At 72.2% G+C, this 21,100-nt stretch carries 16 protein-coding genes; 8 read left to right on the top strand and 8 right to left on the bottom strand.

The features are described from left to right. Positions 1-5: 5 nt before the first annotated feature. From ACIQ7Q_RS10445 to ACIQ7Q_RS10415, 7 genes are read left to right on the top strand one after another with little or no spacing between them, the layout of a single operon-like run. Positions 6-356, top strand: coding sequence for a hypothetical protein (locus ACIQ7Q_RS10445; RefSeq protein WP_403858665.1), 351 nt, complete (start codon positions 6-8; stop codon positions 354-356). Continuing rightward, on the top strand, positions 353-730 hold the full coding sequence (locus ACIQ7Q_RS10440; protein ID WP_403858663.1) for a GPW/gp25 family protein: 378 nt from the start codon (positions 353-355) through the stop codon (positions 728-730). Before ACIQ7Q_RS10445 ends, ACIQ7Q_RS10440 begins: the two co-directional genes overlap by 4 nt. Beyond that, complete coding sequence (locus tag ACIQ7Q_RS10435; RefSeq protein ID WP_403858661.1) at positions 727-3,993, top strand: putative baseplate assembly protein; 3,267 nt, start codon at positions 727-729, stop codon at positions 3,991-3,993. Before ACIQ7Q_RS10440 ends, ACIQ7Q_RS10435 begins: the two co-directional genes overlap by 4 nt. Next, positions 3,990-7,778: a putative baseplate assembly protein gene (locus ACIQ7Q_RS10430; protein ID WP_403858659.1), complete on the top strand. Its 3,789-nt coding sequence runs from the start codon at positions 3,990-3,992 to the stop codon at positions 7,776-7,778. The genes ACIQ7Q_RS10435 and ACIQ7Q_RS10430 overlap by 4 nt, the downstream gene beginning before the upstream one ends. Continuing rightward, positions 7,775-9,943: a hypothetical protein gene (locus ACIQ7Q_RS10425; protein ID WP_403858657.1), complete on the top strand. Its 2,169-nt coding sequence runs from the start codon at positions 7,775-7,777 to the stop codon at positions 9,941-9,943. The genes ACIQ7Q_RS10430 and ACIQ7Q_RS10425 overlap by 4 nt, the downstream gene beginning before the upstream one ends. Positions 9,944-9,991: 48 nt before the next feature. Continuing rightward, on the top strand, positions 9,992-11,557 hold the full coding sequence (locus ACIQ7Q_RS10420) for a DUF6519 domain-containing protein (RefSeq protein ID WP_403858655.1): 1,566 nt from the start codon (positions 9,992-9,994) through the stop codon (positions 11,555-11,557). Positions 11,558-11,581: 24 nt separating this feature from the next. Next, positions 11,582-12,454, top strand: a complete 873-nt coding sequence (locus tag ACIQ7Q_RS10415) for a peptidoglycan-binding protein (RefSeq protein ID WP_403858653.1) — start codon at positions 11,582-11,584, stop codon at positions 12,452-12,454. A 101-nt stretch (positions 12,455-12,555) separates the two neighbouring features. Here ACIQ7Q_RS10415 and ACIQ7Q_RS10410 read toward each other — a convergent pair whose 3' ends face one another. From ACIQ7Q_RS10410 to ACIQ7Q_RS10380, 7 genes are all read right to left on the bottom strand, one after another. Next, positions 12,556-12,912, bottom strand: coding sequence for a hypothetical protein (locus ACIQ7Q_RS10410; RefSeq protein ID WP_403858651.1), 357 nt, complete (start codon positions 12,910-12,912; stop codon positions 12,556-12,558). Positions 12,913-13,083: 171 nt separating this feature from the next. Beyond that, positions 13,084-14,007, bottom strand: a complete 924-nt coding sequence (locus ACIQ7Q_RS10405; RefSeq protein ID WP_403858649.1) for an anti-sigma factor RsbA family regulatory protein — start codon at positions 14,005-14,007, stop codon at positions 13,084-13,086. Next, entirely contained in the window at positions 14,004-14,360 is a 357-nt protein-coding gene (locus tag ACIQ7Q_RS10400; RefSeq protein ID WP_403858647.1) for an STAS domain-containing protein, read from the bottom strand. Before ACIQ7Q_RS10400 ends, ACIQ7Q_RS10405 begins: the two co-directional genes overlap by 4 nt. A gap of 140 nt (positions 14,361-14,500) precedes the next feature. Next, complete coding sequence (locus tag ACIQ7Q_RS10395) at positions 14,501-15,037, bottom strand: isochorismatase family cysteine hydrolase (RefSeq protein WP_403858645.1); 537 nt, start codon at positions 15,035-15,037, stop codon at positions 14,501-14,503. Positions 15,038-15,046: 9 nt separating this feature from the next. Further along, entirely contained in the window at positions 15,047-16,012 is a 966-nt protein-coding gene (locus ACIQ7Q_RS10390) for an LLM class F420-dependent oxidoreductase (RefSeq protein WP_403858643.1), read from the bottom strand. Positions 16,013-16,024: 12 nt separating this feature from the next. Continuing rightward, entirely contained in the window at positions 16,025-17,419 is a 1,395-nt protein-coding gene (locus ACIQ7Q_RS10385) for an NADP-dependent succinic semialdehyde dehydrogenase (protein ID WP_403858641.1), read from the bottom strand. 88 nt (positions 17,420-17,507) lie between these two features. After that, positions 17,508-17,894, bottom strand: coding sequence for a hypothetical protein (locus ACIQ7Q_RS10380; RefSeq protein WP_403858639.1), 387 nt, complete (start codon positions 17,892-17,894; stop codon positions 17,508-17,510). A 344-nt stretch (positions 17,895-18,238) separates the two neighbouring features. Between ACIQ7Q_RS10380 and ACIQ7Q_RS10375 the strand changes: the two genes are divergently transcribed. Then, on the top strand, positions 18,239-19,816 hold the full coding sequence (locus tag ACIQ7Q_RS10375; RefSeq protein WP_403858637.1) for an MFS transporter: 1,578 nt from the start codon (positions 18,239-18,241) through the stop codon (positions 19,814-19,816). Between the two features lie 239 nt (positions 19,817-20,055). Here ACIQ7Q_RS10375 and ACIQ7Q_RS10370 read toward each other — a convergent pair whose 3' ends face one another. Further along, a complete protein-coding gene (locus ACIQ7Q_RS10370; protein WP_403858635.1) occupies positions 20,056-20,730 on the bottom strand; it encodes a DUF6629 family protein in 675 nt (224 codons plus the stop codon). Positions 20,731-21,100: the final 370 nt, after the last annotated feature.

Below are 21,100 nucleotides of genomic sequence, written 5' to 3'. Positions count from 1 at the left end.
AAGTCATGTCCGGACACTCCGGGACCACCGGGACCTTCGTCAGCGCCGCAGCCGCGCTCCACTGCCCGCACGGGGGCCGTGTCTTCGCCACGTCCGCGCCGAGTGACGTGCGGATCGACGGGCTGCCCGTCCACACCGGGTCCGACACTTTCGCCGTGTCGGGCTGCACGCACACGATCGACCGGGTGCCGCACCCCTGCACCTCCGTGCGGTGGAGTCCGCACGCGGGCGGAGTGCTCGTCGACGGGAAGCCGGCGCTGCTCGACACGACGGAGGCCGTCTGTGTCGGTGCGACGCTCGTTCCCCAGGGCCCGCCGGTCGTGCTCGCGGCGCGGCACGGGGTGATGTGCCGATGAGGACCGTACGCGACGACATCGCCTTTCCGTTCCGCTCCGACCGGCGCGGGCGTACCGGGCACGCCTCGTACGACGAACATGTGCGGGATCTGGTGGAGCAGTTGCTGTTCACCAGCCCCGGCGAGCGTGTCATGCGGCCCGACTTCGGCTGCGGGCTGCTCGACCTGGTGTTCACACCCAACAGTCCCGAGCTGGCCTCCGCCCTCGAGCTGTCCGTGCAGGCGTCGCTGCAGCGCTGGCTGGGCGATCTGATCGAGGTGGAGGCGCTGGACGTGGTGAGCGAGGAGAACGTGGTCCGGGTGTATCTGCGCTACGTGGTGCGCTCCACGCAGAGCCGTCGCGACGAGGTGTTCGAAGGGAGCGCCCCCGCATGAGCAACACGAGCGAGGAGCCGGCCCGCCGCGGCGGCGGCAGGCACCAGGACGGCGGACGCGTTGGCGGCAGGCACGAGGTGGGCACGCGCGGTGGCAGCCGACGCGCCCGGGTCCGGACCGCGGAGTTCGGCGGCGTGGACACCGTGGAGGTGGGTGACGACGGGCTGACGCTGACCGTCACGTTCCTCGGCAAGGCTCCGCACGGACTCTGCCCGGAGAACATCCGCATCGACGGCGGCCGCCGGATCACCGGCATCGAGGCCGTCGACGTCGCCATGGAGCGCGAGGAGGACCCGGAACTCGACGACCGGCTGCTGGTGACACTGGACCGGTCCGGGGACACGAGCCGCTACCGGCTCTCGGTCGTGGACACGGACCCGTACGGCCGGCCCGGTACGGAGCCCTTCCCCGGCTTCGACCAGCGGTACTACTCGGCCGAGTTCGACTTCCGTGCCGACTGCCCGACACCGTTGGACTGCAAGGACGACACGGCGGGCGGTCCGCCGGAACCGACGCCCGCACCCACCGCGGCGCCGGTCATCGACTACACCGCCCGGGACTACGACTCGATCCGCCGGCTGATCCTGGACCGGCTGGCGCTGACCACACCCGGCTGGGTGGAACGCAACCCGGCGGATCTCGGCATGACGCTGGTGGAGCTGCTGGCGCACACCGGGGACCGGATCAGCTACCAGCAGGACGCCGTGGCGACCGAGGCGTATCTGGACACGGCGCGCCGCCGGGTGTCGGTGCGGCGCCATGTGCGGCTGATCGACTATCCGATGCACGACGGCTGCAATGCGCGCGCCTTCGTCACGGTGGAGGTGGCGCGGGAGCTGACGCTGCTGCCGGGCACGTTCCGGTTCGCCGCCGTCGACGTCCGCACGCTGGGGCCGCGGGACCGTCCGGAGATCGGCGCGGTGATCGAGGACCGTGACCTGGCGGTTCTCGGGGAGCGCGGTTCCGTCGAGGTGTTCGAGCCGGTGGTGGCGGGCGAGCCGCTGGTCCTGCGCCCCGAACACAACACGATCCGCTTCTGGACATGGGGCGACGAGGTCTGCTCGCTCCCGGAGGGGGCCACGTCCGCGACCCTGCGCGACGACTGGGCCGACGAGGAGTGCGCCACGCGCAGGCTGCAACTGCGTCCGGGTGACGTGCTGTTGATCGAGGAGGTGCGCGGGCCGCGCTCCGGGACGCCGGGAGACGCGGACCCTGCGCACCGGCAGGCCGTACGGCTCACCTCCGTCACCCCGGTCGTGGACGCGCTGTGCGACCAGCCGGTGCTGGAGGTGACCTGGGCCGCCGAGGACGCGCCCGCGTTCCCGGTCTGCCTCACCACCCGTGCGGGCCGTGACTGCGAGCCGGTCGGCGATGTCACTGTGGCGCGGGCCAATGTGGCGCTGGTGGACCACGGGCGGTCGCTCACGTTCGGCGGCCCGTCGCCGGAGACCGTGACCGTGCCGCCGGATCCGGCGGTGCTCGGCTCCTGCGACCCCGCCGGCTTCGGCTGCTGGGATCCGGACGCCGGCAACGCCACGGCCGACCTGATCACCGCACGGCTCGACGGGGCCCGGCACGGCCGGCTGCTCACCGCCGAGCACATGCGGGAGCTGTCCGCCGTCGTCGGCGAAGCGGAGACGGCCCGTGCGGGGCTCGGCCTCGAACTGGCGGGACGGCGACGGGAGAAGGTGGTCCCGAGCACCGCGTACGAGCAGGCAGAGGCGCTGGAGACCCTGCTGGCCCAAGTCGTGTACCCGGGGATCCGGCCTCGGTTCCGTCCCCGGCTGCAGCGCTCCCCCGTCGTCCAGTGCGTGCCGTTCCCGCTGCCCGCGCATGTCAGCGCCGGGCAGGCTGTCCGGCTGGCGGGCATCCCGGCGCGGGTGCGGCAGCGGCTGGTGGAGCTGTGGCGCAGCGCCCGTGACTGCGACGGGCTGACGGAGGAGGAGATCGCCGAACTGACCGTGCTGTTCGGGCTGAAGGTACTGGAGCGGTTCGAGCTCCGCCGCCACCCGGTCCGTGCGCTGCGGGAGCTGCTGCACCGCAGCGAGCGGCTGCTGACGTCGAAGCGGCGCAGGCTGGGCGTGCTGACGGCCAGGGCCCGGGCGGGCGCGGTGCTCGACGGGGACATCGCCTGGGAGATCGCGCGGACATGGGGGCCCGCGTACGCCGGCGGGCTGCACCCGGACGAGGCCGAACTACGAGGCCCTGCGACCGCCCTGGTCCAGGATCCGCGCCAGGCGCTGCCGGCGGTGCGCGTCACGGACGGCGACGAGGTCTGGACGCCGCAGCGGGATCTGCTGGCGAGCGGCGCCAGGGACCGGCACGTCGTGGGCGAACTGGAGGACGACGGTCGGATCGCCCTGCGTTTCGGCGACGGCAGGCAGGGGGCACGGCCCCGCCCCGGCGCGCGCCTCGAGTTGCACTACCGGCTCGGCGGCGGCACGCCGGGCAATGTCGGCGCGGAGGCGATCAACCATCTGGTGCTGTGCCGCGAGCCGGACGAGACCGAGGCGGGCGACCCGCTGCCGGTGGCGGGGGTGCGCAATCCGCTTCCCGCCGTGGGCGGCACGGAACCCGAGCCGCTGGAACGGGTGCGGCAACTCGCTCCGCTCGATCTGAAGCGCACCCGGATGCGGGCGGTGACCGCCGCGGACTACGCGGCCCTCGCCTCCGGCCTGCCGGGCGTTCAGCGGGCGGCCGCGGAGATCCGCTGGACGGGGAGCGTGCAGGAGGCGCATGTGGCGATCGACGCGCTGGGCGCCGGCGAGCCTGACGCGGAGCTGCTCGACTCGGTGTCGCACGCGCTCGAGAGCTACCGGCGCATCGGCCACGACCTGGTGGTCGGACCGGCACGCGTGGTCCCGCTCGACATCGGGCTCACGGTGTGCGCCGCGCCCGGGCATCAGCACGGGCAGATCCTTGCCGAGCTGTACCGGCTGCTGGGTCGCGGACGCCTGGCCGACGGGCGGCTCGGTTTCTTCCATCCGGACGCGCTCACGTTCGGCGAACCGGTGCGGCTGAGCCGCCTGGTGGCCGCGGCGGCGGCCGTCCAGGGCGTGGAGAGCGTACGGGTGACCCGCCTGGCACGGCTCTTCGACGCCGGGCGGCCCGACACCACGTACAACCCCGACGGCTTCGACGACACGGCACTGGAGGCAGGCGTGCTGCGGCTCGGCCCGCTGGAGATCGCACGTTGCGACAACGACCCCGAACGGCCCGAGAACGGGCGGCTGTCCATCGAGCTCGGCGGAGGTGCGCGATGAGCGGCATGTGCGGTTGCGGCTGCGGTGGCCACGGCGAGCGCCAAGCCCCGCCGACCCTGCACAACCCGCCCGGACGTACGTCGCTGGACTACCGGGTCGGCGAGTACGGCTCGTTCCTGGCGGCCATGCTGGACCGACTGGCCTCCCCCGCCTATCCGGCGCTGCGGGGGCTTACGGTGCGTGCGCCCGACGATCCGGCGATCGGATTGCTGCAGTCGTGGGCGGTCGTCGGAGACCTCCTCACGTTCCACTCGGAGCGCATCGCGGACGAGGCGTACCTGCGCACGGCGAACGAGCACCGTTCGCTGGCGCTGCTCGGGCGGCTGGTGGGACACCGTCCCCGTCCGGGTGTCGCCGCGGACACGCATCTCGCGTACACGCTGGACCGGGATCCGCGGGAGGCCGAGGTCTCCGTGGTGATTCCGCGGGGCGCGCGCAGCAACAGCGTGCCGACGACGTCCGACGAGCAGTCCCAGGTGTTCGAGACGGGCGAGGACCTCACCGCCCGCGCGTCGTGGAACGAACTGGCGGTGCGGCGGCGCAGGCCGTCACTGCTCGTCCCGGCCGACCTCGCGCGGCGTTCGCAGATCCAGATCGCGGGGACGGTGTCGGCTCTGAACACCGGGGACCGGCTGCTTTTCGTCTTCGGGGGTGAACGGGGCAAGGGTGACGGCCCTGCCGCCACGAAGGGCGACCGCCGCCTCCTGACCGTTGCCCGGATACGGATCGACCGGGACGACGACGTCACCGTGATCGGTCTGCCGCAGTCGGCACCGCCGATTCTGAGCGAGCTCGTCGACGAACTGCGGGAGTGGATCACCGAGGACGAGCGGGCGGTGGAGGACGGGCAGCCTGCCCCGGACAACCCCAACCCGCGGCCGGTGAGCCGGTACATCGAGGAGTTCGACGCCCAGGTGCTGGCCCCGCTGCGGGCCGATCTGGACTCGGTGAAGTCGCCTGCCGCCTTTGCCGCGCGCCTCGCCGGTCCGCACGAACGGCTGGCGGAGGCTCGGGTCGTGGCCGCGGCGCACGAGGATGTGGCCGCCTGGTTCGAGCAGTTGGAGGCGGTGGTCGGCGATCTGCGTGAGCGGGCCGCCGACCTGGAACCGTCCCGCCCGGCACCGCCCGATCAGACGCTGCCGTCCCCGGGCGCCTCGGCGCTGATGGCGCTCGGCGCGGTACTGCCCGCGCTGCGCACCAGGGATGTGCGGCCCGGTGCGGGAGCCCGCTCCGGCGGCGCCCACCCCGAGTCGGCGCCGGGCTCGGACCTGGGGGCGCAACTGCTGTCGGCGCTGGACCCGCGGGTGGCGGACGGCCTGTACCCGGCGTGGCGGCAGGCCGCCCCGGCGCCGCAGCCGCTGCTGCACGAGGTGCTGGCGATGCGGGTGCGGGCGGCCCCGTTCGGTTCGACCGCGCCGCTGAGGCCGGTGCAGGACGCCCGCGGCCGGGTGATCAGGCAGACCGACTGGCCGCTGACGGGTGCGGCGCTGACCTCGATGCGGGTCGTCTACGACCCGGCGGGGCGGGTTCCGGTTCGCGCCGAGTTCCAGCACACCGAGACGGGTTCGTCGGTGCAGCTGTCGGAGAATCTGCCGTCGGAGAAGTCGTTCGACCTGGGCCCCGGGCGGATCACGCTGCGCACCCGGTCCGGCCAGGACCACGACCTGAGCTGGCTGAGCCGGCGGCCGGCGGACTCGCAGGAGCCGGGGGTCACGGCCCGGCTGGAGGACGGGCTGCCCGAGCGGACGCTGTTCGTGTCGCGGCCCGGCGACGACGGCCGCGTCCGTGTGGCCGTGCACAACGGCGAGACGAAGAGCTGGCTGCTGGCACCCGGTGAGCACCACCAGATCCGGCACGGCGACCACGAACTGACGGTCAGGTACACGGTGGGCACTGAGCCCGCGAACGTCGAGATCGGTATCGCGACGGTGCCGGAGCCCGCCAATCGGCACGTCCTCGCGCTCGACTCCGTACAGGACTCGATCACGGTCGGCAGCTGGGTCGCCGTCGAGCGTCCCCGTAAGGGGCAGGCGCCGCCGAACGGGATTCCCGGCGACCCGGCGCTCGCCTTCGTCACCACCAGGGTCACCGCGGTACGAAGCGCCGTGTACACCGACTTCGGCATCACGGGCCGCGGTACGGAGCTGACGCTGGCGGACCCCTGGCTGGACGAGCACGACGTGCTGCTGTCGAACATCCGTGACGCCACAGTCCACGCGGCCGGGCAGCCGCTGCGGCTCGCCGACGAGCCGCTGGGCGAGGACGTCCACGGCAACGAGCTGGAACTGGCCGAGCTGTACGACGGTTTGCGGCCCGGCCGGCAGTTGGTGGTGTCGGGCGAGCGTACGGACGTGCTGCCGGGCGCGGCCGCCGGGACGGGGATCACGGGCACCGAAGTGGTGGCCGTCGCCGGCGTCGAGCAGGTAGTGGACCCGCTGCTGCCCGGCGATCATGTGCACACCAGGCTGACGCTCACCACCGATCTGGCCTACCGCTACCGTCGGGACACGGTCCGCGTGCTCGGCAATGTGGTGGCGGCGACCCACGGGGAGAGCAGGGACGAACCGATCGGCAGCGGCGACGCCGATCGCGCCCATCAGACGTTCGCACTGTGGCAGTCGCCGCTGACGTGGCTGCCCGCCGACAATCCCCTGGGCGCCGAACCGGCGCTGGAGGTCCGCGTGGACGGTCTGCTGTGGCACGAGGTGGACAGTCTCGCGGGGCGCGGGCCGCGCGATCGCGTCTATGTGACGGGCACGACCGGCGACGGCCGCACCACGGTGACGTTCGGCGACGGGGTGCACGGCGCCCGGCTCCCCAGCGGCAGCGAGAACGTCCGGGCCCGTTACCGCTTCGGCACGGGCCGGGCGGCGAACGTGCGGGCGAACCGCATCACCCAGGCCGTCACCCGCCCGCTCGGCGTCACCGGTGTCACCAACCCGCAGGCGGCGACGGGCGGCGCGGACGCCGACGGGCCGGGACTGACCCGGCGCACGGTCCCGCTGTCCGTCTCGGCGCTCGACCGGCTGGTATCGGTGCGGGACTACGAGGACTTCGCGCGCTCCCGGGCGGGCATCGGCCGCGCCGTGGCGCGGGAGGTCTTCGACGGGCGTCGCCGGGTGCTGCATGTGACGGTCTCCGGCGTCGACGACATCCCCATCGCCGCCGACTCCGATGTGCTGCGGGCACTGCGGTCGTCGCTCGCCCAGTACGGCGACGCGCGGCTGCCGGTGCGGGTCGACGTCCGCGAGCTGGTCCTGCTGCTGCTGACGGTGAGGGTGAAGGTCGCCACGGACCACAGCTGGCGGGTGGTCGAACCCCGGCTGCGGCAGGCTCTGCTGCGGGAGTTCGGGCCGGTCCGCAGGGAGCTGGGGCGTCCGGCGCGGCTTTCGGAGGTGATGGCGAGGGCCCACCGGGTGCCGGGGGTCGACTTCGTCGACGTCGACGTGTTCGAGGGGGTGCCCGCCTCGGTCACCCCCGGTGAGCTGGCCGGCCTCGCGGACCGGATCGGTGAGCCCCGGACGGCGGTCGGCGCGCGGCTCGCCGAGTACGACGAGGTGGTGTACCGCGTCACCGCGGAGGGCGGCGAAACGCTGACCGCCGTCGCCGGGCGGCACGGCATCCCGCTCGCCGAGCTGCTGCGGCTCAACCCGGACATCACCGACACACGTCCGCTGGAGAAGGGGCGCGCCGTGTTCGTCTTCCGCGGTATCCGGCCCGCCCAACTCGCCCTGCTGACACCGCAGGTCGCCGACACACTGATTCTGACGGAGGTCACGGCATGAGCAGGGAACCGGACGGGCTCGGGGAGCTGCTGCCGCAGTGGCACCGGCTCCGCGACGCCGAGCACGGGGAGCCGCTGCGCGCGCTCCTCGCGGTGATCGCCGAGCAGGTCGACCGGGTGCGCGACGGCGTGGAACAGGGCTACGAGGACCTGTTCGTGGAGACCGCGGCCCCTTGGGCGCTGCCGTATCTGGGCGATCTGGTGGGCTACACGCCGCTGCCCGGCTACGAGCGGGTGCAGACGCAGGGGCTGGGCGACGCGGGCGAGGACGAGTCGCGCCGGCGACTCGCCGAGGCTCTCGCGCCGCGCCGTGACGTAGCCCGGACCGTCGCCAACCGACGGCGCAAGGGCACCCTGCATCTGCTGGAGGAACTGGCACAGGAGGTCGCGGGATGGCCGGCCCGCGCGGTCGAGTTCTCCCGGCTCGTGTCCCACCAGCAGCCGGTCAGGCTGTACGGTTCGGGCACGCCCGCGGCCGATGCCCGCCGGCTGGGACGCGGCCGCTCGGGCGACGTACGGGACGGCTACGGACTCGACCTGGCAGGCGGCCCGTTCGGCACGGCCGCCCGGTCGGTCGATGTGCGCAGGGCGGGCTCCGCCCGGCGTCAGGGCGGCTGGTCCCCCGCCGGTGTGGGGCTGTTCGTATGGCGGCTGAAGCCGTACCACGTCACCCGCGCGCCGGCCTACTGCATCGACCGGGCGCGGAGCCTGTACACGTTCTCCATCCTCGGCAACGACAGCCCGCTGGTGACCCGGCCGGTGTCGGAGCCGTCGGCGACGCACATCGCGACGATCGACAACGTGCCCGCGTACATCCGACGGCGGCAGCTCGCCGAACGGCTCGCCGACCATTACGGGCCGGGCAAGAGCTTCACGATCTGGCGGGACGGCCAGGACGAGCCGGTGCCGATGTCCGACCTCGTCGTGGCGGATCTCTCCCAGTGGCGCTACCGGCCCCGGCGCGGTCAGGTGGCCGTCGACCCGGTGCTCGGCCGGATCGCCTTCGGTTCGCGCTCCGCACCCCGGCAGGGCGTGTGGGTCACGTACCACTACGCGTTCGGCGACGACATCGGCGGCGGCGAGTACCCGCGCGAGCGCGACACCTCGCCGGCGGCGGAGTTCTACCGGGTGGGCCCCGGGCAGCGTTTCCAGCGGATCATGGACGCGTACGAGCAGTGGCGCGGCGACCGGCGGGCCGGCCGCTGCGGTCCCGAAGGCGTCATCGAGATCACGCACAGCGGGGCCTACCAGGAGCAACTGGACTTCGACCTGGAGCGCGGCGACCGGCTGGAGCTGCGGGCCGCCGAGGGCTGCCGCCCGGTGATCCGGCTGCTCGACTGGTACAGCAACCGGCCGGACGCCCTCAACGTCCGCGCCGGCGAGGACGACTGCGGCCCCGGCCCCGACGCGCCGCGGATCGTGCTGGACGGGCTGCTCGTCACCGGCCGGGGGCTCAACGTCAGCGGTCCGGTCGGCGCGGTGGTGCTGCGGCACTGCACGCTGGTGCCCGGCTGGTCGCTGGAGCCGGAGTGCGATCCGCACTCCCCCGAGGAGCCGAGCCTGGTCCTGGACCGCACCACGGCGTGCGTGCAGATCGAGCGCAGCATCCTCGGCACGATCGAGGTCGTCGGCGACGAGGTGAATCACGATCCGCTGCCCATCCACATCCGGGACAGCGTCCTGGACGCCACAGGTCACGACCGTGCCGCGCTGTCGGCCCCCGACTGCCGTCACGCACACGCGGTGCTGCACGTGTACCGGACCACCGTCATCGGCGAAGTGCACACGCACGCGGTCGAGATCGGCGGCAACAGTATCTTCACCGGCCGGATGCGGGTGGCCCGGCGGGGCGTCGGCTGTCTGCGGTTCTCGTATGTGCCGCCCGGCTCGCGCACTCCCCGCCGCCACCGGTGCCAACCGGATCTCGCGGGCGGCGGGGCCACGCCGCCGGTGCGGCCGCTGTTTGCCGGTGAGCGGTACGGCACTCCCGACTACGGCCGGCTCTCGGACGGTTGCCCCGACGAGATCCGGCGGGGCGCGGACGACGGTTCGCAGATGGGCGTCTTCCACGATCTGTACGAGCCGCAGCGCGAGGACAGCCTGCGAGCCCGGCTCGCCGAGTACATCCCGGCCGGGACGGACGCCGGGATCATCCCCGTCACCTGACACCACTCTCTTCCGACTGGCGAATCTCATCTAGGGGGACCCCTCCTCATGCACGCTGACATCTCCCGTGACACCTTCCGGCCGGACCGGCACTACTCGGCGGTGGTCGCGCAGCAGGGCCGTGTCCAGCTGGACGCGGACGCCAACGAGCAGGCGGCGATCCAGTTGCACCAGGCCCGTACCGTCGCGTCCGACCTGATCGGCGCGCACGGCGGCCCGCGCGACGCGGCCGGATTCGAGGTGCGTTTCCTCGGCGGCAGCCGGGAGCTCGACGACGTGTCCATCGGCGCGGGCCGCTATTACGTGGACGGCATCCTCGTCGACGCGACCCGCCCGGCGCCCGGCGTCCCCGTGGTCGACGACGGCGGCACGGACGAGGCCGCCCCGAACACCCCGGAGCCGCCTGCCACGTGGACGTACTGGGATCAGCCCGACGGGTACCGCGACCCGGAGCGGCCGGGCGACCGGCTGCCCACCCAGTTCCCCTATCTGGCCTGCCTCAAGGTGTGGGAACGGACGGTCACCGCCGCAGAGGACCCGTTGCTGCGTGAAGTGGCGCTCGGGTCCGCGATGCCTGACACGGCCGCCAGGCTGAAGGTGGTGTGGCAGGTGGTGCCGGTGCCCGGCTCGGAGCTGGACGTGGAGGACGGCGCCACGAAGGACCAGGTGCGCGAGGCGTTCCACAAGTGGGCGGCGGCGCAGGCGCCGACGGCCCGGCTGGCCGCACGCAGCGAACGGCCGGACCACGCGGACGAGGACCCGTGCCTGGTGAAGCCCGACGCCCGCTACCGCGGCCCGGAGAACCAGCTGTACCGGGTGGAGATCCACGAGGGCGGCGCGGCGAAGGACGCGACGTTCAAGTGGTCGAGGGAGAACGGCTCCGTGACCTTCCCTGTCGACGAACTCAACGGCACCTGGGCAGAGTTGGCGTCACTCGGCAGCGACGACAAGCTCGATCTGAACGTGGGCGACTGGGTCGAGTTCGTCGACACCGCCTACACCAGCCGCCGGGAGCCCCTGCCGCTGCTGCGGATCGAGGAACTCGACCTGCCCGGACGCCGGGTGCGGCTTTCGGCTGAGCCGCATCCAACGGTGGGCCGCCGCCCCGAGCTGCACCCCTACCTCCGCCGCTGGGACCACCGCCCCGGCTCCCGCCCTGCGGGCTCCGGACGGTCCAAGGGCGGCGCGCTGAAGTCGCGGGGCGGCGCGCTGCGGATCGAGGAGGGCACCTGGCTGTCCCTGGAGGACGGGGTGTTCGTGTACTTCGAGCCGGGACGCACGTACCGCAGCGGTGACTTCTGGACGGTGCCGGCGCGTACGGCGACGGGCAGTGTCGAGTGGCCGACGGACGCCGCCCGGCGCCCCCTGCTGCGCTCCCCGCACGGCGTCCGGGTGCACCACGCGCCGCTGGCGTGGGTGCTCGGCGAAGGATCGGTGGCCGATCTCCGCCTGGTCTTCGGACCGTTGGCCGCGCCGATCCCCGCGGCGGACGCGGAGGCGCTCGCCGCGGAGGCGAGCGCGGAGGAGGAGGCCGTCGCGGCGGAGCGTTCCGCCTCGGGGAGTTCGGCCGGGCCCGCGACCGGGCAAAACGATCAGGGACGGCCCGAGAACTGACCGTCTCCCGGAAGGAGCACCACGATGGCAACGCCTCTGACCGCCGACAAACTGCTCAGAGCCTTACGCAACGAGGGACTGCGTGTGGTCGAGCACCGCAGTTGGCGCACACACAACCGCAACCACAAGGGCCCCTGGGGGCCGGTGAACGGTGTGATGATCCATCACACCGTGACCTCGGGCACCTCGAGCTCCGTCGAGCTCTGCTACAACGGCCACTCGAGCCTGCCCGGCCCGCTCTGCCACGGGGTGATCGCCAAGGACGGCACGGTGTACCTCGTGGGCAACGGGCGCGCCAACCACGCGGGGCTCGGCGACGACGACGTGCTGCGCGCCGTGATCAACGAGTCGACGCTGCCCGCGGACAACGAGGCCAACACCGATGGCAACCGCCATTTCTACGGCTTCGAGTGCATCAACCTCGGCGACGGGAAGGACCCGTGGCCGGCGGCGCAGCTGGAAGCCGTCGAGAAGGCGGCGGCCGCGATCTGCCGTGCCCACGGCTGGACGTACCGCTCGGTGATCGGGCACAAGGAGTGGCAGCCGGGGAAGGTCGATCCGCGCGGGTTCACGATGGACTCGATGCGCAGCCGTATCCGGGAACGGCTCGGCGGCAAGCCGCCGGGGCCGACGAATCCGCCCGCTCCGACGTACGAGCCGTTTCCGGGTGCGGCGTTCTTCCAGGTGGGCCGGCGCAGCGCCATCATCACGGCGATGGGCAAGCGCCTGGTCGCCGAGGGCTGCGGACGGTACGAGGTGGGCCCCGGGCCCGACTGGTCCGAGGCCGACCGCAAGTCGTACGCCGCCTGGCAGCGCAAGCTCGGCTACTCGGGCAGCGACGCGGACGGCGTTCCGGGCAAGACGAGCTGGGACAAGCTCAAGGTGCCCAACGTCTGACCGGCGGCCCCATGCCGAGCGGCCGGGCGGCCCTGTGCGCTGTGCACGGGGCCGCCGGGCCGTCGTATGTGCCACCCCTCACGGTCTTGGGATTTCGCCGCTCAGCCCTTGGCGGCGGCCGGGCCGGTCGGCTCGGTGTCGAAGTCCCAGGAGCCGCGCTTGAAGGCGGGCCGGAAGTCGGGGTGGTCCTCCCAGTGCCGTGCGACGGCGACCAGGTGGTCCCAGTTGTACGCGATGGTCTGGTCCATGACCTGTCGGAGCTCTGCCTCGGCCGTGGGGCGCTGTTCGAGGATGCCCTTGACCGCCGCCGCGCTCGACACGGTGCCGCGCAGTGCGCGCAGGGCCCGGGAGGTGTCGTCCATCCCGAAGCCGTGGTCGCTGCCGGTCCCGGCGTCGAAGAGCGGGCGGAGCCGGTCCTCGATGAACGAGGTGATCGTCTCGAAGTGCAGCTGGTCCATGACGGCTCCGTTTCCGCCGTGCCACCGAACAAGGCCCCGGCATGTCGGGTGGTTCACCCGTTGCCGGGCGGGCTGAACGCGCGTCGGCGCGCGCCCCACAGGATAGCCGCAGTCTCCGTCGCGTACTGCCGCCACCTGGGTCTTCGCTCTGGTGGCCGCCGCCTGGCGCCGTCAGGTCGCGAGGTGGAAGCGGATCGCGGTGCCCTCCGGGCCGGTATGGACGCGGACCAGGTCCGAGAGGTAGTGGACCATCAGCAGGCCCCGGCCGCCGATCTGGTCGCGGGCGGGCGGGCGGCGGCCGGCAAGTGGGTCGTTCAGCTGCCCGAAGTCCCTGACGTCGCAGAGGATCTGGCCGTCCTCCGCCCATACCGCCACGGTGCCGGACCCGCCGCCGTGCACCACACTGTTGGTGGTCAGCTCGGCGACGGCCAGGGCGAAGTCCTCCAGGCGATCGCCGGACAGGCCCAGGGCCTTGGCCTGTCCGACCGCGAAGTTCCGTGCTTCGGGGAGGCGTTCGGCGTCGAAGGTCAACGGGTCGGCGTGCGGCGGTCGGACCAACGGCCGGTTGTAGGCGGCCACGACACCGTCGGGGTCATATGTACCGCTGCGCTCCTGTCTGCCTCCTTCGACGACGACGGGATGCGTGGCGTACGCGTCGGCGAGGACCTCGGCGTCGAGCCCTGCGGCGTCGTACGGGCAGAGGATGGTGACGCTCCGGCCATGGAAAGCGACGTTGATCAGCGCCTCGTGCTGGACACAGGCGGGGTATTCGACCGGCGTGCGGCCGGGCCAGATCGGCTCGCCGATGATGCGCACCCGCCCGGTCGGATGGGCGTCGGCGAAGGCCCGGAGCACCCGGGGAATGATCCGCCCCGGGTTGCGGCCGGCGTCCTCCATGTCGACGAGGTGCACGGCCTGGGCATCCGCCCCAAGCTCCGCCCTCAGCAGTGCGAGCTTGCGGCCGGGGACCGCAACCGCCACCGGCTCGCCCGCGGAGAGACCGTCCCGGATGAACGGCACCGTCCCGGCGAGATACTCCTCGGTGCCCCGGTAGAACAGCGCGGGGTGGACGAACGAATCGGCGACGCGGGTCATCGCGTCACCTCGATCACCGACAGATCCGGCCAGAACATCTCCAGCGCACGGCGCAGTGCGCGCGGCGGTCTCTGCAGGATCATGCGTCGTCCTGTGCCGAGGTGCTGGGCCGCGACGGCCACCGCGGACGCCCCCGCGACGTCGACGAACGTCACGCTGGACAGGTCCAGATGCACGTCGCCCTCCCCTGCGACAAGGTCCTCGAGGGCATGTTCCCACGCGTCGTGCGTGGTCAGGACGACCTCGCCGGTCACCTGCATTCCCGGCGGGTCCGTCGTCGGACGGATCTTCAATGCGGCCACCCTTTGGGGCAACGGTGCTTCCTGCGGGTCCGCGTCGTACGAGTCAGCCACCCGCGGACCTCCAGGACCATGGGGTACCGGGGCATCATCCCACGGCACGGGGCGGGCCGGCACTGGCGTTCGCTTCTTGGTGGTGCGGCTCATGGTTCGGAAGAGCTGCGGCGCCGCCCGGCAGTACGTGAAAGCGGGGTTCAGAACCGGACGGTGTCGACGGTGACGATCTCGGCGCCCATGTTGCGCCGCATCATCCGCAACGCGGCGTCCGCCAGGTCCTCGTGGATGTGGGCGACGGCGTCCCGCGGCACGCTCACGTCCAGGTGGCGGATATGGGCGTCGAGGGCGGAGTACAGGACGCATTGCTCGGTCACCTGACCGCAGAGTACGACGTGCCGGACGTCCAACCGACCGAGCAGGTAGGCCAGCGGCGTCTCGTAGAAGATCGAGTGGCGGGCCTTGACGACGAAGAGCGAGTTCTCGTCGGGCTGCAAGGGCTCGACGAGGTGGGAGTGGTCGCCGGACAGCGCGGTCCGCAGGATCTCGCCGTGGTGGGAACGCCACTCGCCGAAGTTGTCGTTGACGTAGATGACAGGGACGCCTTGGTCGCGCGCGTTCTCCAACAGCCGCACGACGGCGGGCACAACCTTCTCGACGGAAGGCAGCAGCAGGTCGGCGTCGGCATGGTCATAGGTGTTGATCATGTCGATGACGATGACCGCGCTGCCGCCCATCTCACCGCCTCACAGTGCGCGCAGCGCGGGCAGCAGTTTGCTCTGCGCCCAGTCCAGGAACGGCTGTTGCTGGTCGCCGCCGATCTGGATGAGGGCGACCTCCGTGAAGCCCGCCTCGACATAGGGGCGCACCGCCTCGGTGAAGGCACCGACGTCGTCACCGCAGGGAATCACCTCGGCCACGTCGTCCGGCGTGACCAGTGAGGTGGCCTGCTCGAACGAGGGGGGTCCCGGGAGTTCCGCGTTGACCCGCCAGCCGCCGAGGGACCAGCGGAACTGGTCGTGAGCCCGTTTCACCGCGGCATCGCGGTCGGTGTCGTAAGCGACGGGCAGCTGTCCGATGCGAGGCTTGCCGGAACCGCCGTACCGGTCGAAGGCCTCGAGGAGTTCCCGCTTCGGCTCGGTGGCGATGACCAGGTCCGCCGTCCGGCCGGCGACCGCGCAGGACTTGTCGCCCGACACGGCGACTCCGATCGGCACCCGCTCCTCGGGCACGTCCCACAGCTTGGCGTCGACGACGTCGAAGTGCGCGCCGTGGTGGGTGACGTGCTCGCCGTCGAGGAGCCTGCGGATGATGCCCGCCGCCTCGCCGAGCATCTCGAGGCGCACATGCGCGGCCGGCCAGTCGGCTCCGACGACATGCTCGTTGAGGTTCTCGCCGGAGCCGAGTCCGAGTCGGAAGCGCCCCTCGGACAGCAGCTGCACCGTCGCGGCCTTCTGGGCGACGACCGCCGGGTGGTAGCGGGTGGTCGGGCAGGTCACGAAGGTCATCAGCGGGATGCGCGACGTGGCCTGGGCGGCTGCTCCGAGGACGCTCCAGGCGTACGGCGCATGCCCCTGCGAGGCAAGCCAGGGGAAGTAGTGGTCGGAGATGACGGAGAAGTCGAAGCCCGCCTTCTCCGCGGCGACCACATGGCCCACGAGCTCCCGCGGGCCGGCCTGCTCGGTCATCATCGTGTATCCGAACCGCACCATGCTCAGTTCTCCTTACTGCGCGCCGTGCCACAGGGTCGTGACGTTGCAGAACTCGCGGATTCCGTGACCGGACAACTCGCGCCCGTAGCCGGACCGTTTGACACCGCCGAACGGCAGCGCCGGGTGGGACGCGGTCATCCCGTTGAAGAACACGCCGCCCGCCTCGAGATCCCGGGCGAACCGGTCCACCTCGGCCTCGTCGCGGGTCCACGCGTTCGAGCTGAGGCCGAAGGGGCTGTCGTTGGCGACGGCGACGGCCTCGTCGGCACCGGACACCCGGTAGACGGCGGCGACCGGCCCGAAGGTCTCCTCGTGATGGATGCGCATCTCCTCGGAGATACCGGTCAGCACGGTGGGCTCGTAGTACCAGCCGCGGTCGAGGTTGCTCGGCCGGCGGCCTCCGCACCGTGCCGTCGCGCCGCGGTGCACGGCGTCGTCGACGAGCTCCTCGAGATCCTGACGGCCCTGCTCACTGGCCAACGGGCCGACGTCCGTGGCCTCGTCCATCGGGTCGCCGACGGTGAGTTGCTTCATGGCGGCCGAGAAGCGGTCGCAGAAGTCGTCGTACACGTCGGTGTGCACGATGAACCGCTTGGCGGCGATGCAGGACTGGCCGTTGTTCTGGACGCGGGCCTTCACCGCGGTGCCCACCGCGCGCTCGAGGTCCGCGGACGGCATGACGACGTAGGCGTCGCTGCCTCCGAGCTCCAGCACGGTCTTCTTGATCTCGTCTCCCGCCACGGTGGCGACGGCCCGGCCGGCGCCCTCGCTGCCGGTCAGTGTCGCGGCGGCCACTCGGGGGTCACGCAGGACGGACTCGACGGCGCCGGAGCCGACGAGCAGGGTCTGGAAGCAGCCCTGCGGATATCCGGCACGGCTGAACAGGTCCTCCAGGTACAGCGCGGTCTGGGGCACGTTGGACGCGTGCTTGAGCAGGCCGACGTTGCCGGCCATCAGGGCGGGCGCTGCGAAGCGGACGACCTGCCAGAGCGGGAAGTTCCACGGCATGACGGCGAGTACCACGCCGAGCGGCCGGTAGCGCACGGTGGCCCGTGCGGCTCCGGAGTCCTCGACGTCGCCGGCCGGCGGCTGCTCGTCGGCCAGGAGCTTCTCGGCGCGGTCGGCGTACCACCGCATGGCTTTGACGCACTTGGCCGCCTCCGCGCGGGCGGCGCCGATCGGCTTGCCCATCTCCGTGGTCATCACCCGGGCGATGTCCTGCTGGTCCTCTTCCAGCAGGTCGGCGGCACGGTTCAGCAGGGCGGCCCGGTCCTTGAAGGGCAGAGTGCGGTGGTGCTCGAAGGCTGACCGGGCCAGGGCGAGACGTCGCTCGATCTCCTCGGGGCCCAGCGCTTCGAAGGTCTTGAGAGTTTCGCCGGTCGCTGGGTTGACGGTGGCGATGGGCATGAGCGGTCCTCCTCCTGCTGCTGTGCCCGGTTGGTCCTGTGCCGTGCCGGGGCGGGGGTTCTGGCGAGCGGGCGACGGGGCGCGGACGTCAGATCTCGTCCTGGTGGACGCCGCTGCAGAGCCGCAGCTGGACGTCCTTCTCCTGGTCGCCCGCGGCCATGCCCTCCTCCACCAGGTCGAAGGCGGCGGCCAGCGTGGCCTGCATCCGGTCCACGGCCCAGTAGCCGCCCTGCAGCTCCGCCGTCACCGGCGCCGCGAGCCGCACCGGCTCCGCCTCGCCGTGCGGCTCGGCCACGTCGAAGATCGAGGACCACACCGTCATGTGCCCCTCAGACACGTACTGGGGGGTGTCCCCCGCCTCACGCTCCGAGTCGAACGACCGGCTCAGGGCGCGAAAGACGGCGTCGGCGTCCTCCCTGGAGCAGCCGCTGAGCGACACAGCGACGGACGTCGCGGATTCCTGTGCACTGTTCACCGTGATTCCTGCCTCTCGGGATGTTGTCCCCGCGTGTCCTGCTCCTGCTTCCCGGCGCGCCGCCGTGCAGTCTCCGCAACCACTCCAGCCTGACCCGGCGGCCGTCCTGGTGCGAGCCGACCCGGGCCGGATGCCCGAGGCGGACCGCGGGGACCGTCGGGTACCCACGCGCCCTCCGGCCGGAACATGGAGAAAGGTGTAGCGGCCCGGAATATCTGCGGACCGTAAGAATGTTCAAGGTTCACGTACTTCGGGCGGACGGCGTCAGACGCCCGCCCTCGCTCACGAGCGCCGGGCCGATCGCCCGGCGCTCCTTCACGACCGCCGCCCCCGGAGGCGCCCGCATGCCGCAGCCGACAACCGAACAGCCCGCGCGGACGCCCCGGGACATGTCCGTGGACCCTCCGGAGGACAGAACCAGGGGCGTCGTGCCCGTCCTGGCCTTCGCGGGCATCGCTGTCGCCGTGATGCAGACCCTCCTGGTCCCGGTAATCAAGGACCTGCCGGCGCTCCTCGCCGCGTCGCCCGCCGACGCGACCTGGGTGCTGACCGCCACACTGCTCGCGGGCGCCGTCGCGACCCCCGTCATGGGACGGCTCGGCGACCTGTACGGCAAGCGCCGGACGCTGCTGACCAGCCTCGCGGTGATGGTCTTCGGCTCCCTGGTCTGCGGCTTCACCGACAACCTGCTGATCATGATCGTCGGGCGCTCGCTGCAGGGCTTCGGCATGGGTGCGATACCGCTCGGCATCGGCATCATGCGCGATCTGCTGCCGCCGCAGCGGCTCGGGGCCGCGATGGGGCTGATGAGCTCGTCGATCGGGGTCGGCGGCGGGCTGGCGCTCCCCGCCGCGGCACTCGTGGCCCAGCACGCCGACTGGCACGCACTGTTCTTCGCCTCCGCGGGCCTGGGCCTTCTCTCCATGCTGCTGACCGTTCTTGTCGTCCCGGAGTCGCCGCTGCGCGCGCCCGGCCGCTTCGACCGGCTCGGCGCGCTCGGGCTGAGCGCCGGACTCGTGTGTCTGCTGCTGCCGGTCACCAAGGGCGCCGATTGGGGCTGGACGTCGCCGACCACACTCGGCCTGTTCGGCGGGGCCGCGGTGCTGCTGCTTCTGTGGGGCGTGTGGGAGCTGCGCAGTTCGACGCCGCTGGTCGACCTTCGGACGTCCGCGAAGCGGGAGGTGCTCCTGACCAATCTCGCCTCGATCATGGTGGGAGTCGCCTTCTACGCGATTTCCCTCGTGCTCCCCCAGCTGCTGCAGCTGCCCCGGTCGACCGGCTACGGCCTGGGCATGTCGATGGTCGTCGCGGGTCTGTGCGTCGCCCCGCTCGGCATCACGATGATGTTCGTGGCTCCGCTGTACGCGCGGATCTCGACCCGGCGCGGACCGAAGGTCTCGCTGATGCTCGGTCTGCTGATCATCGCGATCGGTTACGGCGCTGGTCTCGGGCTGATGAGCGCGGCCTGGCAGACGGTGGTCGTCTCCGTGGTGGTGGGCGCCGGCATCGGCCTTGCGTACTCGTCGCTGCCGACGCTGATCATCGGCGCCGTCGACCCGTCGGAGACCGGGGCGGCCAACGGGCTGAACACGCTGATGCGTTCCATCGGCACGTCCGTGTCGAGCGCGGTCATCGGCATGGTGCTCGCGCACACCTCCGTGCGCGTCGGCGCGGCGGAGGTGCCGAGCATGCAGGGCTTCCGCATCGCGTTCCTGATCGCCACGGCGGCCGTGCTCGTCGGGTTCGTACTGGCCGCCTTCCTGCCCGCCCGCGAGAACGTCGAGCACCAGTGGCCGGTCGCCTCGGGGCCGGACGACATGGCGGAGACGGACCTTGGTCCGGCGCGCTCGGCGGCGGGCCTGCACGGCTCCGCCCCCGGGTGCGGGACACGGACCGCGTCCCCGTCACCCGGGCGAGCATGAGGCTGATCGACGGAGCAGGCCGGCAGACGGGTCTCACGACCACGATACCGAGGGGCGGTACGCGCTCGCGCCGCCGGCCACCGGCGGCTGTGTGCCGGCCGGCATTGCGGCGGGCCACGAGCCACCCGCCCGCTGGGCGCTGTACGGGGCAGGGCAGTGCCACGGTCGAGTGCGATCCCATACTGACCCCGAGCACCCGCTCCCGGCGAGCGTCGGTATCCGTCTGACCACGGACACAACTAGTGGGGCGGGTGACCCGGCGATGCCGTGTCCGCAAGGTCCCGCCCTGTGCCTCGGCCCGCCGGACGACACACCCAGGCGAGCAGGGCGACGGAGACCACCGCCGCGACCGCGCACCAGGTGGAGAAGAACGCCGTACGCCACAGCGCGAGGCACACCACCGCGCCCGCCCCCACGAGCACCCCGACCAGGCGCAGCACCCGGCCCCCGGCGAGAAGCAGGGAACCGACGGTGGCGAGGAGATAGGCGGCGACGAGGAGTGGCGCATACGGGAGGTCGACGGCGTAGCCGACGGTGTGGCGTCGGATTTCCGCCGTCACGGTGCCGGTGATCATCCGCAGCGCGAGCAGTGCCGCGACGATCACACCGGAGGCCGCCGGAGCGACGAGCCTGCCGCGCACGGGCGGCGACGCGGCGAGAAGCACCCCGAACGGCACCCATACGGCGAGCACCGACAGGGCGATGACGGCCCAGACGGTGGTGGCCGGGCCGGCCCCGCCGCCCGAGCGCCACACCACCGACTCGACGATCTGGTGCGCTCCGAGCAGCAGCGGCAGCGCGGCGAGCGGCAGATCCCTGAGCCGGCGGCGGCGCACGGCGACTGCCGCGCATGCCACGCCGACGGCCGCGATGCCCGTGCCGGCCGTGAGATCGGCCGTCGCGCTCCAGCACATGGCGTCACCGTACGACGGTCGATATTCGGCCACCCGTTGACGCCGGTCGAACGGGAGTGATTGAGGCATAAAGGTGTGGTGTGCGCGACCCCAGGGGCAGGCGATGCCGTCGCCTCCGCGTCCGAGGCGCGCCGGCACGCCGGGGGCGGACGGCCCGCAAGGCGCCTCTTCGCGGACGCGACGCAGGGGCGGGCCCGGTACAGCGGATGTGCGGGAGCCACTGCAACGGGTCGGGGCAACCCCCGGACGTCGGAGTAAGCAATCGAAACTGGCACATCGGCGCAGTGATCACTCGCCGGTCAGCCCCTGTCGACCCTGAGCAGCCAAAACGAAAAGCGTCATTCCGCTTGTGACCCCGAGGGCAACATGC

The sequence above is a fragment of the Streptomyces sp. NPDC096176 genome, from assembly GCF_044763255.1.
In the GTDB taxonomy this organism is placed as follows: domain Bacteria; phylum Actinomycetota; class Actinomycetes; order Streptomycetales; family Streptomycetaceae; genus Streptomyces.
Note: the sequence above shows the minus strand (reverse complement) of the source record. Positions and strands in the feature narration are given on the sequence as shown.

Excerpts from the sequence above, each read along its gene's own strand:
- ACIQ7Q_RS10445 (WP_403858665.1), top strand. The coding sequence starts at position 6 with ATGTCCGGACACTCCGGGACCACCGGGACCTTCGTCAGCGCCGCAGCC.
- ACIQ7Q_RS10440 (WP_403858663.1), top strand. The coding sequence starts at position 353 with ATGAGGACCGTACGCGACGACATCGCCTTTCCGTTCCGCTCCGACCGG.
- ACIQ7Q_RS10435 (WP_403858661.1), top strand. The coding sequence starts at position 727 with ATGAGCAACACGAGCGAGGAGCCGGCCCGCCGCGGCGGCGGCAGGCAC.
- ACIQ7Q_RS10430 (WP_403858659.1), top strand. The coding sequence starts at position 3,990 with ATGAGCGGCATGTGCGGTTGCGGCTGCGGTGGCCACGGCGAGCGCCAA.
- ACIQ7Q_RS10425 (WP_403858657.1), top strand. The coding sequence starts at position 7,775 with ATGAGCAGGGAACCGGACGGGCTCGGGGAGCTGCTGCCGCAGTGGCAC.
- ACIQ7Q_RS10420 (WP_403858655.1), top strand. The coding sequence starts at position 9,992 with ATGCACGCTGACATCTCCCGTGACACCTTCCGGCCGGACCGGCACTAC.
- ACIQ7Q_RS10415 (WP_403858653.1), top strand. The coding sequence starts at position 11,582 with ATGGCAACGCCTCTGACCGCCGACAAACTGCTCAGAGCCTTACGCAAC.
- ACIQ7Q_RS10410 (WP_403858651.1), bottom strand. The coding sequence starts at position 12,912 with ATGGACCAGCTGCACTTCGAGACGATCACCTCGTTCATCGAGGACCGG.
- ACIQ7Q_RS10405 (WP_403858649.1), bottom strand. The coding sequence starts at position 14,007 with ATGACCCGCGTCGCCGATTCGTTCGTCCACCCCGCGCTGTTCTACCGG.
- ACIQ7Q_RS10395 (WP_403858645.1), bottom strand. The coding sequence starts at position 15,037 with ATGGGCGGCAGCGCGGTCATCGTCATCGACATGATCAACACCTATGAC.
- ACIQ7Q_RS10390 (WP_403858643.1), bottom strand. The coding sequence starts at position 16,012 with ATGGTGCGGTTCGGATACACGATGATGACCGAGCAGGCCGGCCCGCGG.
- ACIQ7Q_RS10385 (WP_403858641.1), bottom strand. The coding sequence starts at position 17,419 with ATGCCCATCGCCACCGTCAACCCAGCGACCGGCGAAACTCTCAAGACC.
- ACIQ7Q_RS10375 (WP_403858637.1), top strand. The coding sequence starts at position 18,239 with ATGCCGCAGCCGACAACCGAACAGCCCGCGCGGACGCCCCGGGACATG.
- ACIQ7Q_RS10370 (WP_403858635.1), bottom strand. The coding sequence starts at position 20,730 with ATGTGCTGGAGCGCGACGGCCGATCTCACGGCCGGCACGGGCATCGCG.